The sequence below is a fragment of the Lutibacter oceani genome (assembly GCF_003384935.1).
Lineage (GTDB): Bacteria > Bacteroidota > Bacteroidia > Flavobacteriales > Flavobacteriaceae > Lutibacter > Lutibacter oceani.
Genome location: NZ_QTTQ01000009.1, coordinates 708,183 through 725,628 on the forward strand (window position 1 = coordinate 708,183; position 17,446 = coordinate 725,628).

Annotated in this window: 17 protein-coding genes; 4 read left to right on the forward strand and 13 right to left on the reverse strand. The window is 29.5% G+C overall.

What is annotated here, in order from left to right; translation table 11 throughout:
• Window positions 1-32 precede the first annotated feature (32 nt).
• The gene (locus tag BX611_RS03165) at window positions 33-2,249 is read right to left on the reverse strand and encodes a patatin-like phospholipase family protein (protein ID WP_115878027.1); all 2,217 of its coding nucleotides are present in this window, start codon (window positions 2,247-2,249) and stop codon (window positions 33-35) included.
• Between the two features lie 5 nt (window positions 2,250-2,254).
• On the reverse strand, window positions 2,255-4,039 hold the full coding sequence (uvrC, locus tag BX611_RS03170; RefSeq protein ID WP_394340451.1) for an excinuclease ABC subunit UvrC: 1,785 nt from the start codon (window positions 4,037-4,039) through the stop codon (window positions 2,255-2,257).
• A gap of 172 nt (window positions 4,040-4,211) precedes the next feature.
• On the opposite strand from uvrC, the gene BX611_RS03175 reads away from it, so the two are divergent.
• Window positions 4,212-5,450 (forward strand): pyridoxal phosphate-dependent decarboxylase family protein, encoded by a 1,239-nt coding sequence (locus tag BX611_RS03175; RefSeq protein WP_115878029.1) that lies wholly within the window; start codon window positions 4,212-4,214, stop codon window positions 5,448-5,450.
• A gap of 103 nt (window positions 5,451-5,553) precedes the next feature.
• Here BX611_RS03175 and BX611_RS03180 read toward each other — a convergent pair whose 3' ends face one another.
• The 10 genes from BX611_RS03180 to ileS all read right to left on the reverse strand — a co-directional run bounded on the left by BX611_RS03180 (window position 5,554) and on the right by ileS (window position 14,542).
• Window positions 5,554-6,264, reverse strand: a complete 711-nt coding sequence (locus BX611_RS03180) for an aromatic aminobenezylarsenical efflux permease ArsG family transporter (RefSeq protein ID WP_115878030.1) — start codon at window positions 6,262-6,264, stop codon at window positions 5,554-5,556.
• Complete coding sequence (locus BX611_RS03185; RefSeq protein WP_115878031.1) at window positions 6,264-6,665, reverse strand: nitrophenyl compound nitroreductase subunit ArsF family protein; 402 nt, start codon at window positions 6,663-6,665, stop codon at window positions 6,264-6,266. Before BX611_RS03185 ends, BX611_RS03180 begins: the two co-directional genes overlap by 1 nt.
• A gap of 18 nt (window positions 6,666-6,683) precedes the next feature.
• Window positions 6,684-7,661 carry a permease gene (locus tag BX611_RS03190; RefSeq protein ID WP_115878032.1) on the reverse strand — a complete coding sequence of 326 codons (978 nt, stop codon included), beginning with the start codon at window positions 7,659-7,661 and terminating at the stop codon, window positions 6,684-6,686.
• A gap of 3 nt (window positions 7,662-7,664) precedes the next feature.
• The gene (locus BX611_RS03195) at window positions 7,665-8,282 is read right to left on the reverse strand and encodes a class I SAM-dependent methyltransferase (protein ID WP_115878033.1); all 618 of its coding nucleotides are present in this window, start codon (window positions 8,280-8,282) and stop codon (window positions 7,665-7,667) included.
• A gap of 6 nt (window positions 8,283-8,288) precedes the next feature.
• The gene (arsB, locus tag BX611_RS03200) at window positions 8,289-9,323 is read right to left on the reverse strand and encodes an ACR3 family arsenite efflux transporter (RefSeq protein ID WP_115878034.1); all 1,035 of its coding nucleotides are present in this window, start codon (window positions 9,321-9,323) and stop codon (window positions 8,289-8,291) included.
• Between the two features lie 22 nt (window positions 9,324-9,345).
• The gene (locus BX611_RS03205; RefSeq protein WP_115878035.1) at window positions 9,346-9,666 is read right to left on the reverse strand and encodes a thioredoxin family protein; all 321 of its coding nucleotides are present in this window, start codon (window positions 9,664-9,666) and stop codon (window positions 9,346-9,348) included.
• A 9-nt stretch (window positions 9,667-9,675) separates the two neighbouring features.
• The gene (locus BX611_RS03210; protein ID WP_115878036.1) at window positions 9,676-10,008 is read right to left on the reverse strand and encodes an ArsR/SmtB family transcription factor; all 333 of its coding nucleotides are present in this window, start codon (window positions 10,006-10,008) and stop codon (window positions 9,676-9,678) included.
• Window positions 10,009-10,080: 72 nt separating this feature from the next.
• On the reverse strand, window positions 10,081-10,674 hold the full coding sequence (locus BX611_RS03215) for a lipoprotein signal peptidase (RefSeq protein WP_115878946.1): 594 nt from the start codon (window positions 10,672-10,674) through the stop codon (window positions 10,081-10,083).
• Between the two features lie 78 nt (window positions 10,675-10,752).
• On the reverse strand, window positions 10,753-11,130 hold the full coding sequence (locus BX611_RS03220; RefSeq protein WP_115878948.1) for a TraR/DksA family transcriptional regulator: 378 nt from the start codon (window positions 11,128-11,130) through the stop codon (window positions 10,753-10,755).
• Between the two features lie 4 nt (window positions 11,131-11,134).
• Window positions 11,135-14,542, reverse strand: a complete 3,408-nt coding sequence (gene ileS, locus BX611_RS03225) for an isoleucine--tRNA ligase (protein WP_115878037.1) — start codon at window positions 14,540-14,542, stop codon at window positions 11,135-11,137.
• Window positions 14,543-14,689: 147 nt separating this feature from the next.
• On the opposite strand from ileS, the gene BX611_RS03230 reads away from it, so the two are divergent.
• Complete coding sequence (locus BX611_RS03230; protein WP_115878038.1) at window positions 14,690-15,580, forward strand: metallophosphoesterase; 891 nt, start codon at window positions 14,690-14,692, stop codon at window positions 15,578-15,580.
• Between the two features lie 134 nt (window positions 15,581-15,714).
• Here BX611_RS03230 and BX611_RS03235 read toward each other — a convergent pair whose 3' ends face one another.
• Window positions 15,715-16,455 carry a TerB family tellurite resistance protein gene (locus BX611_RS03235; protein WP_115878039.1) on the reverse strand — a complete coding sequence of 247 codons (741 nt, stop codon included), beginning with the start codon at window positions 16,453-16,455 and terminating at the stop codon, window positions 15,715-15,717.
• 186 nt (window positions 16,456-16,641) lie between these two features.
• Here BX611_RS03235 and BX611_RS03240 point away from each other — a divergent pair, with 186 nt between their 5' ends.
• Complete coding sequence (locus BX611_RS03240) at window positions 16,642-17,052, forward strand: BrxA/BrxB family bacilliredoxin (protein ID WP_115878040.1); 411 nt, start codon at window positions 16,642-16,644, stop codon at window positions 17,050-17,052.
• Complete coding sequence (locus BX611_RS03245) at window positions 17,052-17,444, forward strand: hypothetical protein (RefSeq protein WP_115878041.1); 393 nt, start codon at window positions 17,052-17,054, stop codon at window positions 17,442-17,444. The genes BX611_RS03240 and BX611_RS03245 overlap by 1 nt, the downstream gene beginning before the upstream one ends.
• The last annotated feature ends 2 nt before the right edge of the window (window positions 17,445-17,446 follow it).

Consider the following 17,446-nt stretch of genomic DNA (forward strand, 5'->3'; position numbering starts at 1 on the left):
ATAAAAGTCCTGCTTAATTGCAGGGCTTTTTTTTAAAACCAGTACCCAACATTAAAATACCAGTACTTTTCTGAATGATCAGGAGACCATGTGTAATTTATCTCAACTGGCCCCAGAAAAGTATCTATACCATAACCAAGCATGTAACCTGTTTTGGTATTTTCAAAAATCTTTCCTGCATTAAATAAATCGTGTTCAACTCTAGCAAAATTCGCAGTTGCTGAAAAATAGTTTTTAGGCAAAAACTCATACCTAAGTGTTAACCCTGACTTTAAAAAAGCATCTGCATTTAGTTCGGCGAAATCATATCCGTAAAATGGAACAAAGGTATTTATAAAATTTTCACCATACCCACCAACATTATAATCCAAAGCCCTATTGTTATTTTCACCAATAGTAATTCCTGCTTCTGAAATAAAATGAGTAGTAATTCTATTAAAAAAAGTATGGGCAAAACCAACTTTCCCTTTTAATTGTGAAAATGAGTTAAAATTATTATTATAATCTGATGAACCCAAAAACCATTTAAAACTAACATCTAAAAAAGCACCATTTTTTTGAAAATACTTTTTATCATAGGTATCAATTTTCAAATACCCAATTAAATTTAGATAATCCGAATTATCAAAATACAATCTCCTTTTTTTATTTTCAGATACACCCGTTTCAAGAGAAGAAATTGTTTCTGTAAAAACTTTTAAATGCTTATGTTCACCTCCTACTCCAATTGCAAATTTTCTACTAAAAACTGTTTGAAAATAAATTTCGTTTGTAAAATCTTCATAAACTAAATTAATTTTATTTACAGCTGCCTCCTCAAAATTAAGGTTTGCGTCAAAACTGTTATACCTCGATTTTATTCCAAAACTAGTGTAAAATCCATTATCAATAAAATAATCAAGATTATACCGAATATTGTCACCTAAAATTAAATCAGCAGATACCACATCATTCTTATTAAAAATGTGCTTTGCTGTTGAGTTTATTAAGATTCCTGTTTTATATAAATCGTCATAATGAGCTCCTAATTGTAAAAAATTAGAAATCCTGTTTTCTTTTACTTTTAAGCTTAAAGTTTTACCATCAATATTATCCAATAATTTATATTGAATGTTTTCAAAATTACCAGTTGCAAACAAGTTGTTAATACTCTCAACCAATTTATTATAACTTGTAGAATCTCGTTTTTTTAAATTTAATTTTCCTAAAATATAGGCTCTTGTATAGTTTAAATTTCCCTGTATACTTATATTTTTAATGTGATAATGTTTTTCGATACTTGTTTCAATCTTAAATTTTTCTTTTGGGATTTGTTGTTGTGCAATAGACCTAAGCTCTTCTATTTTTTCAAGTGATGCAATTTTTCCTTCCTCCATAATTTCTTCAAGTTTATCAAAGGAAACAACATTGAAATTTTTTAAATCAGGTTTTATAAGTACATCTACTTTTTCGTATTTTGAATCTAGTGTTTTATACATTTGAAATCCGACTATCTGATTTAATATTTTTACGGCAGAATTTAAATTATCTTTTTTATTTAAACCACTTTGTATATCAACACCAATTATAATATCAGCTCCCATATTTTTAACTTCATCTACTGGAAAATTATTTACAATACCTCCATCAGTTAATAATTTTCCGTCAATTTCCACTGGTGCTAGTAATGTTGGAAATGATCCGCTAGCTTTCACGGCCTCAGGTAAAAAACCATTATTTAAAACTTCCTGTTTTCCAGTTTCTAGATTGGTAGCAATACAAACAAAAGGGATGGGTAAATCATTAAAATTTGTAATATTACCAACATGCTGAGTTAATTTTGTTAATAAATTAAGTACATTCTGACCTTCAGATAAGGCCTTTGGAATACCTACTTTTTTATATATAATTGGTAATGATAATGCATACTTTTCACCGCTTTCCTTTTCGTAAAAAGGTTTTGATTTTCTAGGGATTTGATCCGATAAAATCTTTTCGAAATTTATGGCTCTAACAATTGAGTCAAGCTGATTTGCATTATAACCCGAGGCATATAAAGCCCCAACTATGGCTCCCATACTTGTACCACCAATGTAATCAACTCTAACACCAGCCTCTTCCAAGGTTTTTAAAACAGCAATATGTGCAAAACCTTTTGCTCCGCCACCACTTAAAACCAACCCAACTTTGAAATCTTTTTTTTCAGGAATTTCTTGAGAAAAAACAAAAGTTATGGATAATATAAAAGCTATGAATAAACTGTTTTTCATAGTTACTATTTCTTTTTATAATAATTAAATATTTTTAAGGCTCTTGTATTTCCTACAACAGCTTCTAACTCATTAACAGATGCTAAACTTACTCGTTTTGCAGACTTAAAATGTTTTAATAAAGATACAACAGTTTGGCTGCCAATCCCAGAAATTTGTTCAAGCTCATTTACCAATGCACTTTTACTTCTTTTGTTTCTATGATGCGTTATTCCAAATCTATGCGCTTCATTTCTTAATTGTTGGATAATTTTTAAACTTTCAGATTTTTTATCTAAATACAAAGGTACTGGATCATTTGGGTAATAAATTTCTTCCAATCGTTTTGCAATTCCTATAATAGCGATTTTATTTCTCAGTCCAAGAACATCCAAACTTTTTAAAGCAGAGGATAGCTGCCCTTTTCCTCCATCTATAACAATTAATTGTGGTAAATCCTGCTCTTCTTCTTGTAAACGTTTATAACGCCTAAAAACAACCTCTTCCATTGAAGCAAAATCATCTGGTCCATCAACAGTTTTAATATTAAAATGCCTGTAATCTTTTTTACTAGGTTTTCCATTTTTAAAAACAACACAAGCAGCAACAGGGTTTGTACCTTGTATATTCGAGTTATCAAAACACTCAATATGACGTGGTTCTTTACTTAAACGTAAATCTTTTTTCATTTGAGCCATCAAACGATTCACATGCCTATCCGGATCAACAATTTTTATTTGCTTAAAACGCTCCTGCCTATAATATTTTGCGTTTCTAATACTTAAATCTACAATACGTTTTTTATCTCCAAGTTTAGGAACTATTACTTTAATATTTTCTCCTAATTCAACTTCAAAAGGCACGTAAACTTCTTTTGATTGCGAATTAAAACGTTGCCTTATTTCAATAATTGCAAGCTCTAAAAGTTCTTTATCTGTTTCGTTTAATTTCTTTTTAATTTCTGAAGTATGTGATTGAATTATGGCTCCATTTGAGATTTTAAAAAAGTTTACATAACTGTAACTTTCATCAGAAACAATTGAAAAAACATCTACATTAGTAATTGAAGGGTTTACAACGGTTGATTTAGCTTGGTAATTTGCTAATAAATCAATTTTTTCTTTTATTTTTTGAGCTTCTTCAAATTCCATTTTAGAAGAAAAATGCACCATTAATTCATAAAAACATTTAATGGATTCCTTAAAATTTCCTTTTATTATATTTCTTATGGCTGTAATATCATTTTGATAATTTTCTTCAGTTTGCAATCCTTCACAAGCACCTTTGCAATTTCCAATATGATAATCTAAACATACATTGTATTTTCCAATTTCAATATTTTTTTCGCTTAAATCATAATTACAAGAACGCAATTGATATAATTCTTTAATTAAATCTAAAAGTGCTTTTGCAGTTCTAACGGAAGTATAAGGTCCATAATATTCCGAGCCATCTTTTATGACATTTCTTGTTAAAAAAACACGTGGAAATCGTTCTTTTTTTATGCAAATCCAAGGATACGTTTTATCATCCTTCAACATTACATTATATCTTGGCTGATATTTTTTAATTAGGTTATTTTCTAATAATAAAGCATCTGTTTCAGTGTTAACAACAATGTGCTTAATGGTAGCAATTTTTTTTACCAACACCTTTGTTTTACCGTATTCGTGATTTTTAGTGAAGTAAGATGAAACTCTTTTTTTTAAATTTTTTGCTTTTCCTATATACAAAATAACCCCGTTCTTATCGTAATACTGATAAACACCAGGTTGGCTTGGTAAAGTTTTTATTTGAATTTCTAATTCCAAAAATTTAATTTTTTAAAAAATAAAAGTACTACTTTTTAGATGGTTTTTAGTTTCCATGTGAAAATCAACACCTATTTAAGTTTAATACAAAAAAAATACATATTTTTGCGAAATATTAAAAATATACAGTTTTTTAATCTATTTTTTAAATAATTCATAATACATATTTCAAATGAAGTATTGGAAAAAATATTCAAAAGAAAAATTAATAAAGCGAATTGATAAGGCTTTAGAATCTACAATAGACTTTCAAAATAGCAAATATTTAGGATATCCTGTTTCTAGATTAGACGAAAATGTATTTAATACTAGTGGAACTTTTTTAAATAATTCTCCACTATTAAAATCTTTTATTGCGAATCCGAATAATATAGGTTGCCATACATTAGGAAAAAGTGAGGAAGCCTTTAAAGGTTCTCAAGAATTAGAAAAAGAAGTAATCCGAGTTTTAGCAGTAGACATTTTTAAGGCTAAAGAAAATGAATATGATGGCTATATTGCAACTGGTGGAACAGAAGCTAATATTCAAGCACTTTGGATATATAGAAATTTATATAAAAAAGAGTTTGATGCAACTTTAGATGAAATGGTAATTTTATCTTCTGAAGACACACACTATTCAGTTCATAAAGGTTCAAATTTATTAAGCATAGATACTGTTTCTATTCCAGTAGATTTTAATTTAAGAGAAATTATTGCTCCTGAATTAGATAACATCGTAAAAAAATTAATTTCTGAAGGTAAAAAGTATTTTATGGTAATCTCAAATATGGCTACCACTATGTTTGGCTCAGTTGATAACCCTGATATTTATGCCGAAATTTTATCTAAATACAAGGTTAAATTTAAAATTCATATTGATGGTGCTTTTGGCGGATTTATTTATCCTATCTCGAATAGAAATTCAACCTTAAATTTTGAAAATCCTAATATTTCATCAATTACTATTGATGCACATAAAATGTTACAAGCTCCTTACGGAACAGGTGTTTTTTTATGTAGAAAAGGACTTATTGAAAATGTACTTACCAAAGAAGCTCAATATGTTGATGGAATGGATTTAACTATTGTTGGAAGTCGTTCCGGTGCAAATGCAATTGCTGTTTGGATGATTTTATTCAGCTATGGATATTATGGCTGGTTTGAAAAAATAAATACTCTTTTATTACGTACAGATTGGTTTGCAAAACAATTAGATGCTTTAAATATTGAATATTTTAGGGATCCGTTTATGAATATTGTTACCATAAAATCTGAATATGTTCCAGAAAAGTTAGCTCACAAATACGGATTGGTTCCAGATACTCATAGTGGTAAAAATAGCTGGTATAAAGTAATTATGATGGATCACGTAGAAATTGATGATTTACTAAAGTTTGTAGAAGAATTAACAAATATTAGTATTTCATAATTTACGCCAGTCAAAAAACGAGGTATTAATTAGGATTTCTAGGACATTTTAAATTTAAGACGCAACTAACAATGAATAATTATTAGGATATGAAAATTGCTTATTATTTTATTATCCCTGAAAAAATTAATATATAATACAACCCTGTTATTACAAAAACAATACCTGCAAAGGCTCGCATCCACTTTTCAATTTTTACAATTTTTTTATAAAAAACACTTATTCTTGAAGCTGCAAAAGCCAAAAAATACGTAAATAAAATAACAGGAATCCCAGTTCCTATTGCAAAAATAATAGGCAAGTACAATCCATCAAAACTAGAAATTGTCATAGGAATTAACATTCCAAAATACAATGCACCACTGTATGGACAAAAGGCCAATGCAAATATTACACCAATAAAAAATGAACCTAACAAACCCTTATCAACAAATTTTTCTGATAATTTTTCTGTAAAATTAAATTTTCCTAAAAAGTTCAACCTGATAATATTTAACATTATTAAGCCCAAAATAATAAGTAGAGGTCCCAAATATTTTTCACCATTTTGCTGAAAAAACCTACCTATATGAAACTTACTAGCGCCAAAATATAAAACTAATCCAATAACAGTATAACTAAAAGCCCGTCCTAATGAATAAATTACACCACTTAAAAAAACCTTTTTTTTACTAGCAATATTTTTTGATATATATGCTGTAGCTGTTATATTAGTTGCCAAAGGGCAAGGACTTACAGAGGTCATTAATCCCAAAATAAAAGCAGATAAAATAGGAATGTTATAGTTTTCAAGTAGTGACTGTAAAAATTCCATCAGATTTTATTCAGTTGTTTTTCTAGTCTGCTCTTTAATCTTTTTATAAACTCCTCTTTATTTTTCCCATACATAAAACCAAACTGTGTTAAATCAATTTGTTTTTCTTTTCCATCAGAAATTACATTTAAAAATAATGCAGTACCCGTGGCTTGAAATTTTTCAGCAAGTTTATAATTTTCTTCATCATCAACATTCACAACTTGAAAACTTATTATGCCCTCTTTCAATTCTTTTGCAAAATTAGTTTCCAACACTAATTTAGTATTGGATTCTATTGCTTTGCAAGTAACACACCTATGTGTTGAGTGAAAATCTATTACTTCAATTTTATTAACCGATTGCCCATATACCGAAACAAAAAGCAAACAACATACTACTACTAACTGTAAATTTTTCATTTTGTGAAATTTATGTGATTAAAAAATAATATTAAATACATACCCTGAAATTACAATACAAACTGTTACCACACTAAAGAAAATTGCTATTAATTTTAAAGTCATTACCTTTTTTAACAACATTGCTTCTGGTAGCGACAAACCTACAACTCCCATCATAAATGCAATGGCAGTTCCTAGCGGAATTCCTTTAGAAACCAACACCTGTACTACTGGTAAAATTCCGGAAGCCCCGGAGTACATTGGAACAGCCAACAATGTTGCTATTGGAACAGCTAACCAATTATCCTTGCTCAAATATTGTTCAAAAAAACCTTCTGGGATATAACCGTGCATCAATCCTCCAACTGCAATTCCAACAATTACATAAGGTAAAATACCCTTTAAAATTGTTTTGGATTCTCTCCAAATTGAAGGTAATCTATAACGAAATGAAGCTCTTTCAATTTCAAATTTTTCAGTTTCTTTTTGTGAATTTTCTAATACTTGTTTTACCCAGGGTGATAAATATTTTTCGAGTTTTAATTTTTGAAGAATTATTCCAGAAATAGTTCCAAGTAAAACACCACTTATTACATAAATTACAGTTGTTTTTAAACCAAACAATCCAATAAACAAGCCTATTGCTACTTCATTTACTAAAGGTGAAGTAACTAAAAACGCAAATGTAACACCAAGGGGAATTCCTCCTTTAACAAAACCTATAAAAAGTGGTACCGATGAACATGAACAAAATGGCGTTACTGTACCAAAAAGTGAAGCCATTAAATATTCAAAACCATATAACTTTTTACGTGATAAATAATTACGTACTTTTTCAACAGGAAAATAGCTATTCACAATTCCCATAAAAAAGATAACAACAAATACAAGGAGCAGAATTTTTACAGAATCATATATAAAAAAGTTTAATGCTTCTGCTAAATGATTTCCTTTTTGAAGGCTAAGAAGCTCAAAAACAATCCAATCGGCTATTTTTTGAATCCAATCAAACATATTTTAGATGTGTTTTTTTCCAATATATCGAATTACAGAAGCTTTTCCTTTATGGTAAATACCTTCGTTTAATTCAATCTCTTCTTGTTTAATTTCAATGGTTTCTAAATTTGAAAAATCACTTTTTATTTCTTCTAACGAAAAAAGCATTTCTAAATTTTTAGGTCCTAATTCCGTATTCTTTTCTTCATTAATTTTAAGTTGTTCTTTACTAAAACCTTCTAAAATTAGAATCCCTCCTTTTTTTAAATACCTTGATATTTTTTTATGATATTCAGATTTTAAACTTGGTGAAAAATGTGCATAAATTAGCGCGATTACATCAAATGAATTTTCTTTAAAGACGAATTCAGACATTTCACCAATTAAATAATTAATGGTTACATTATTTTCAGATGCTAGTTTTAAAGCTTTTGTTTTTCCTTCACTACTAATATCTAAGCAGGTAACATTTAAACCATTTTTTGCAGCAAAAACAGCATTTCTTCCTTCACCTTCAGCGGGTAATAAAATAGCTCCTTTTAAATTATTATTTTTTAAAATACTTTCAAAAAACTCGTTGGGTTTAATTCCGTATGCAAAGGTTTCATTTCTATATCTATCTTCCCAAAATTCCTTCATTACTTATTAATTTGAATAATATTTCTTTTTTAACCAAAGAGAGACATTTACTAAAGCAATTAAAACTGGTACCTCAACTAAAGGGCCTATAACACCTGTAAAAGCTTGTTGCGAATTAATACCAAAAACTGCAATTGCAACTGCAATAGCTAACTCAAAATTATTTCCTGTTGCTGTAAATGCAACTGCTGCATTTCGTTTATAATCAATCCCCATTGCTTTTCCTGTAAAGAAACTTACAAAAAACATTAATATAAAATAGATAACTAATGGTACAGCAATTTTTAATACGTCAGAGGGGATTTCAACAATTAAATCGCCTTTTAAGCTAAACATTAAAACAATAGTTCCCAATAAAGCAATTAATGTTATTGGTGAAATAGCTGGAATAAATTTTCTATTGTAGAAATCTAAACCTTTATATTTTACAATAAAGAAACGACTTAAATATCCCATTAAAAAAGGAATTCCTAAATAAATTGCGACACTTTGAGCAACTTCACCAATAGAAATATTTACATCAAAACCTTCTAAACCTATATATTCAGGTAAAAATGTAATAAATAGCCAAGCGTAAAAACTATATGTTATAATTTGAAACACACTGTTTAACGCAACTAATGTTGCACCATACTCTCTACTTGCGCCAGCTAAATCATTCCAAACAATTACCATGGCAATACAACGTGCCAAACCAATTAAAATTAACCCAGACATATATCCTGGCTCGTCTCTTAAGAAAATTATAGCCAATGCAAACATTAAAATTGGACCTACAATCCAGTTTAAAAATAAGGACATTGACATTAATTTTGTGTCTTTAAAAACCGTTGGAATTAAGCCATAATCAACTTTAGCCAACGGCGGATACATCATTAAAATTAAGCCAATAGCCAAAGGAATATTTGTTGTGCCAACTGATAATGATTCCGTAACGTTTGCCATTTGAGGAAAGAAATATCCAATAGCAACACCAACAGCCATTGCTAAAAATATCCATAAGGTTAAATACCTATCTAAAAATTTCAGCCTTTTTTTCATGTAGTGCATTATTTCAAGTTTATTAACAACAACCTGTAGATTTTTCTTCAGAAGAGCAACAAGAAGAATCTATGTTTTCATCAGAACAACATGCATTGTTTGCAAAATTATCTACTAACAATGCTTTTACCTCTTCTTTTGATGGTACTTTTCCTTTAAATACAACTTTATTATCAACAACAATAGCTGGCGTACTCATAACATCATAGGCCATAATATCCATAATTTCAGTTACTTTTATAATTGCCGCTTCCATTCTCAACTCATTAACAACTTCAGTAACTATTTTTTCAGTACTTATACAACTTGGACAACCTGTTCCTAATATTTTAATTGTTTTCATTTTAATTATTTATTTACAAGATGATTTTATTATTTCTTTGCCAAAAAAACTACTAAATAAATTTTTTGCTTTTTCCCAATTTTCCTGATTAATACAGTATTTAATTTTTGGTGGATTTACTTCACCCTGAATTAATCCTGCAACTTTTAGCTCTTTTAAATGCTGTGAAATAGTTGATTGTGCCAACGGAATTATTTCAACCAAATCACCTGTAAAACAACAACTCTGATTTTCTAAATGATTTAAAATTTTAATACGTGTTGGATGGCCTAAAGCTTTTGCAAATCTTGCTAGTTCTTCGGTTTCTTCTAAATATGCTATTTCTTTAATTGATCTTTTCATAAGTTCATCGCAAATGTACGATTAATAATTAAAATGAAAAAACTAATTAATTGGAAATAACAGGTTAAAAAATTAATCGTGTTTTGGAAATGCTTTTTTATTAAAAACAATTAATATTCCAACTGCTGTAGAAATTGCAGTGTCCGCAACATTAAAAATAGCATTAAAAAAGGTAAAAGGTTTTCCTCCCCAAATAGGTAACCATTCAGGTAAATCTCCACTCCAAATCGGAAAATAAAGCATATCTACCACTTTACCGTATAATAATTTTCCATAAGGTTCATCTGCAAACAATGTGGCTGTAGCATTTCTAGGAGTGTCAAAAACAATTCCGTAAAAAACAGAATCTATAATATTACCCATTGCCCCCGCAAATATTAGTGAAATAGCAACAATTAAAATAGTTGGTGCATTTTTTTTAACAGAATTATATAACCAATAACCAATACCCGCAATTGCAAATAACCTAAAAATTGTTAAAAATAATTTACCTGTTTTTCCTCCTAATTCTGCACCCCATGCCATGCCATTATTTTCGATAAAATGAATTCGAAACCAATCAAAAACCACTACTTCTTCTCCGTATAAAAAATTAGTTTTTATATAAATTTTACTAATTTGATCTATTAATAAGACTATAACTATAATTGCAATGGCTTTTTTCAATTTATTTTGGCTTTTGTAAAAGGTATTAAAAAATGAAGCTCCCAAAAGAGGAAGCTTCTTAAATATAAATGCTATTTTTTATTGTTGCATATTTTTAGCTTCAATGCTTAGGGTTGCGTGTGGCACTAATTTTAAACGTTCTTTTTTTATTAATTTTCCCGTTACACGACATACTCCGTATGTTTTATTTTCAATACGTATTAAGGCATTTTTTAAATCTCTTATAAATTTTTCCTGACGTATTGCTAATTGCACATTTGCTTCTTTTGACATGGTTTCAGAACCTTCTTCAAAAGCTTTAAAAGTAGGAGATGTATCATCAGTGCCATTATTACTGTCATTTTTAAATGAACTTTTCAACAAAGCCAAATCTTCCTCAGCATGAGCAATTTTCTTTAAAATAATTTCTTTAAATTCAGCTAAATCAGTATCAGAATATCTATTATTTTCATTCATAAGCTTATATTTTTTCAATTAATATTTTAGTGTTTACATCGTCAAAAGCAATTTCCGTGCCTTTTTCTACTAATTCCTTAAACACCAACTCATTTGTTAACGTTTCTGTTTTTATATATTCTTCATTCGCTGCAATTGAGCGCTCTAATATATCATTTTTTTGAATAACTAATTTAATTTTATCAGTTACATCTAAACCTGTTTCCTTTCGAAGGTTTTGCACTCTATTAATTAGCTCTCTTGCATTACCCTCTTTTCGTAATTCATCGGTTATTGTTACATCTAAAGCAACTGTTAAATTACCTTGATTTGCAACCAACCAACCTTCAATATCTTGTGATGTAATTTCAACTTCGTTTAATGTTAAATTTACATCATTTTCATTAATAATTAACGAAATATTTCCTTGTTTTTCAACAATTGCTATGTCTTCTTGACTTAAATTTTGAATAGCCTGAGCAACAAACCTCATATCTTTTCCAAACCTAGGCCCAAGCACCTTAAAATTTGGTTTTATAGTTTTTACTAAAATACCAGATGCATCATCAATTAACTCAATTTCCTTAACATTTACTTCCGATTTTATTAAGTTTTCAACAGCTAAAATTTCCTCCCTATCTGCTTCATCTAAAATAGGTATCATAATTCGTTGTAATGGCTGACGTACTTTTATCATTTCTTTTTTACGTAATGAAAGCACCATTGAAGATATTTTTTGAGCTTGTTGCATTTTGTGCTCTAATTTAGCATCAACCAAACTTTCATCGTATTTTGGAAATTCAGCCAAATGTATAGACTCAAAGTTTTCTTTACCTGAAACTGATATTAAATCTTTGTAAAGATTATCCATAAAAAATGGTGCAATTGGCGAAGCTAACTTGGCAACATTTAGCAAACAAGTATATAATGTTTGATACGCTGAAATTTTATCTAGTTCGTATTCTCCTTTCCAAAAACGCCTTCTGCTTAAGCGCACAAACCAATTACTTAAATTCTCACCAACAAAATCTTGTATAGCGCGAGCAGCTTTTGTTGGTTCATATTCTTCATAGAATTTTTCTACATTTTTAATTAATGTATTTAATTCAGACAAAATCCAACGATCAATTTCTGGCCTGTTTTTTATTGCAATTTCATCTTCAGCATACGTAAAACTATCTAAATTAGCATATAAAGAAAAGAATGAATATGTATTGTATAATGTTCCGAAGAATTTTCTACGAACTTCATCAATTCCTTCAATATCAAATTTTAAATTATCCCAAGGATTTGCATTTGAAATCATATACCAACGTGTAGCATCTGCTCCATATTTATCCATTGTTTCAAAAGGATCAACAGCGTTTCCTAAACGTTTAGACATTTTTTTACCTTCCTTATCTAAAACCAATCCGTTAGACACAACATTTTTATAAGCAACAGAATCAAATACCATAGTACCAATGGCGTGTAACGTATAAAACCATCCACGAGTTTGGTCAACTCCTTCTGCAATAAAATCTGCTGGGAAGAATTTCTTCTCATCAATTAATTCTTTATTTTCAAATGGATAATGCCATTGTGCATAAGGCATTGAACCGGAATCGAACCAAACATCAATTAAATCGCTTTCACGTTTCATTGGTTGTCCTTTATGCGAAATCAAGGTAATTGCATCAACTACATTTTTGTGAAGGTCAATTTTATCGTAATTTTCTTCACTCATATTACCCACTTCAAAATCAGCAAAAATATCAGCTTCCATTAAACCTGCTTCAACAGATTTTTTCATTTCAGATTTTAGTTCTTCAACTGAACCAATAATTAGTTCTTCAGTTCCATCTTCTGTTCTCCAAATTGGCAAAGGAATTCCCCAATAACGTGAGCGTGATAAATTCCAATCATTAGCATTTTTTAACCAGTTTCCAAAACGTCCTTCTCCAGTAGATTTAGGTTTCCAGTTAATGGTTTCATTCAATTCAAACATTCTGTCACGCTTATCAGTCACCTTAATAAACCAAGAATCTAATGGGTAATATAAAACTGGCTTATCTGTTCTCCAACAATGCGGGTAACTGTGTCGGTATTTTTCTACATTAAATGCTTTATTTTCTTCTTTTAATTGAATTGAAATCTCAACATCAAGTGATCGATCTGGAGCTTCACCTTCATTGTAATATTCATTTTTAACATATTTCCCGGCATATTTACCCATATGCTTTGTGAATCTCCCCTGTAAATCAACTAAAGGAACAGGATTTCCGTTATCATCTAAAACTAACATTGGTGGTACTTCAGGATTTGCTTGTTTAGCAACCAAAGCATCATCAGCACCAAATGTTGGCGCAGTATGTACAATTCCAGTACCATCTTCTGTTGTTACAAAATCTCCGGCAATAACTCTAAACGCATTTTCAGGATTTTTATATGGAAGTGCATATGGCAATAATTGTTCGTATTTAGCTTCTAATATATCAGCTCCTTTAAATTCACTTACAATTATATAAGGAATTTTTTTATCATTTTCTTTATATTCAGAAAGTTGCGCTTCATTTTCAACTGCAAAAAACTTTCCTGCAAATTGTTTTCCAACTAAATTTTTGGCTAAAATCACATTTATTGGTTCAAACGTATATTGGTTGAATGATTTCACCAACACATAATCAATCTTTTTTCCAACTGTTAATGCTGTATTAGAAGGCAATGTCCAAGGTGTTGTTGTCCATGCTAAAAAGTGAATAGCACCTTCAACATTTTGTAACATTTTTGGCAACGTATTTTTAATTGCTTTAAACTGTGCAACCGCAGTTGTATCTGTAACATCTTGATAGGTTCCCGGCTGATTTAATTCGTGTGAACTTAAACCAGTTCCAGCTTTTGGAGAATATGGTTGAATGGTATAACCTTTATAAATCAACCCTTTTTTATACATATCGGCCAACAACCACCATACTGTTTCCATATATTTTGATTTGTAAGTAACATATGGATCCTCCATATCTACCCAATAACCAATACGTTTTGTAAGGTCGTTCCAAACATCAGTATAACGCATTACAGCAGTTCTACAAGCTTGATTGTATTCTTCAATTGTAATTTTTTTACCAATATCTTCTTTAGTAATTCCTAATTCTTTTTCAACACCTAATTCAATTGGTAATCCGTGCGTATCCCAGCCTGCTTTTCTTTTAACTTGGAAGCCTTGTAAAGTTTTATACCTACAAAAAATATCTTTAATAGCTCTTGCCATTACGTGATGAATTCCTGGTAAACCGTTTGCAGAAGGAGGCCCTTCAAAAAATACAAATGGTTTATTTTCATTTCTTGTAGCTATACTTTTTTCGAAAATATGTTCCTTTTCCCAAAACGCTAAAGTTTCATCTGCTACTTTAGTGAGGTTCAAACCCTTATATTCTCTAAACTTTTTACTCATTTTTGTGCTTTAATTCAATTAGTTTGCGAAATTACGTATTTTATTGAAAATAACATTGCTATAAATAACAAAAAAATGACACCCGAAAAGCAATGATTTTTGGGAGTTTTATTTTAAGTTTACAATTAAAATTTTTTGAAACTGAATATGATTCAACAAATTATATCTAAATCGTATAAAAACGCTAAAAAAATTCCATTAAATAAAGATTCTAAATTTATTTTTTTTAGTGATTGCCATAGAGGTGACAACAGTTATGCTGATGATTTTGCTAATAACAGTAATATTTATTACCATGCATTGCGTAATTATTATGAAAAAGACTTTACATATATTGAACTTGGCGACGGTATAGAATTATGGGAAAACCTTTTTTTTAATGAAATTTTTGAAGCTCATAAAAATGATTTTCTTTTAATGCGAAAATTTCATTTAAAGAAAAGATTGCATATGATTTGGGGAAATCATGATATGTCTTTAAAAAGTGAAAAAAAATCAACCAAACTTTTGGATTCTTATTTTGATAAAATTACTGGAACCAATAAAGATTTATTAAAAGGTTTAACTTTTAATGAAGGAATTATTTTAGAACCAGAAGGATTTGATAAAAACATACTATTAATCCACGGTCATCAAGCAGACTTTTATAATTATGTTTGGTGGAAATGGAGTCGGTTTTTAGTACGCATTTTATGGAAACCTTTACAAATTATAGGCATTAAAGACCCAACCAGCCCAGCAAAAAATTTTAAAGAATTAATTAAAGTTGAACGCAGACTTAAAAAATGGATATTAGCAAATAACAATCAAATGGTTATAGCTGGACATACACACAGACCACGATTTCCTGAACCTAATGAACTACCTTATTTTAATGATGGTAGTTGTGTACATCCGCGCTCAATTACTGGAATTGAAATTGTTGATTTAAAGATATCATTAATAAAATGGCATATTATTTCAAAAAAAGATGGAACATTACAAATTGTTAAATCTGTTTTAGAAGAACCAAGAGAAATCGCTTTGTATTTAAAATAAAAAAAGCGCCTCAGGATGAGGCGCCACATTAATCTTGGGGCTAATATCAAAACTTTTGGGATTTTAAAATATTCCCTGTAATTAATTACTAACTATTTTTAAGACACATACTTTTTTTAGAAGTCACAAAAAAATTAAACTCCTCTTTCTTTTTGAATTTGTTCGTATGCTTTTTGAACTTGTTTAAATTTCTCCTCTGCTCCTTTTACATGTTCTTCTCCTAAATGTTGTAATTTATCCGGGTGGAATTTTTTCACCATTTTTCGGTAAGCTTTTTTCACTTCATCATTTGTTGCTGATTTTTCTATCTCTAAAATTTTATAAGCGCTTTCAGAACTATCATAAAACATTGCCTTTATTGATTCAAAATCTTGCTGATTAATATATAAATAACCGGCAATGGTTTTAATCGCATCTACTTCAACTTCAATTACAACTCCGTCTGCTTTGGCAATACCAAACAAAAAATGAATTAATTGCAATCGTGATGCATGCGTCATATTCTGACGAATTTGCATACATACCTGTCTTGTAGATACATTATTACTTTTTATAAAACCATTAAATAATTTAAATGCGTGGCTTGCTCTTTCTTCACCATACATACTCTTAAAATGGTTTCGAACATACGACAGTTCACGTTCATCTATTTTTCCATCTGATTTAATTACAACTGCCGAAAGTAATAATAAACTTATTTCAAAATCTCCCGATTGTACATTTCTACTTGTACTACTATATCTTTTTGCTTGTTCTATATCCTCTTTACTAAAACCATCAATAACACTTCCCACTACATATCCTAAAATACTTCCAATAGGTCCACCAAAAGTAAAGCCCAATCCAGCGCCTAGCCATTTTACAAAATTTCCCATAATTTATTTTAATGCTGCAAAGATAATTGAAATATTAGTATGCCCTAAAATTAGTATTGTTACAGTTGTTAAAATATTTATAAACTTTTTTATCGTTCCAATAATTAAATTTTCAGTTTAGTCTTTTCATATTTAATCTGTTATATTTGCAACATTAAAACAAAATATAACTAAAAAATTAAAAATATGTATCCACCAGAATTAGTAAAACCAATGCAACTAGAATTAGAAAATGCAGGTTTTATAGCATTACATACAGCTGAAGATGTTGAAGAAGCTCTAAGCAAAAAAGGAACAACCTTAGTAGTAGTTAACTCCGTTTGTGGTTGTGCTGCAGGAACAGCAAGACCAGGAGCAGTTGTTTCATTACAATTTGATAAAGTTCCTACTAATTTAACAACTGTTTTTGCAGGGGTTGACCGTGAAGCAACAGAAAAAGCGCGTGAATTTATGATTCCATTTCCTCCTTCATCACCAGCAATTGCCTTATTTAAAGACGGAGTTTTAGTTCATATGCTAGAGCGCCACCATATTGAAGGAAGACCTGCTGAAGTTATTGCATCTAATTTAGCTGCAGCATACGACGAATATTGTTAATGAAAAAAATAAGAAAACATATCTTAAAAACGATTGCTCTTTTGGCAATCGTTTTTGGTTGTTCAAGTAATTCTGAAAACCCTCAAGAAGCAGATCAAAATGAATTAAATAAACTAAAAGCTGAGATTGAAAAACTTGTAGATTCTGGAATATGTTCAGAAAACTCTGATTGTGATTTTATTGCCTTTGGAAGTAAACCCTGTGGCGGAGCTTGGAGCTATTTAGTTTTTAACAATTCTATAAATGTAGAATTATTAAAAGAAAAAGTAACTGTATATAACAATATTGAAGCTGCTTTTAATAGTAAATGGGGTATTATTTCAGATTGCATGGCGGTAACTCCCCCAAATAATATTGAGTGTATAAATGGAAAATGTACTGCCATTTATTAGTT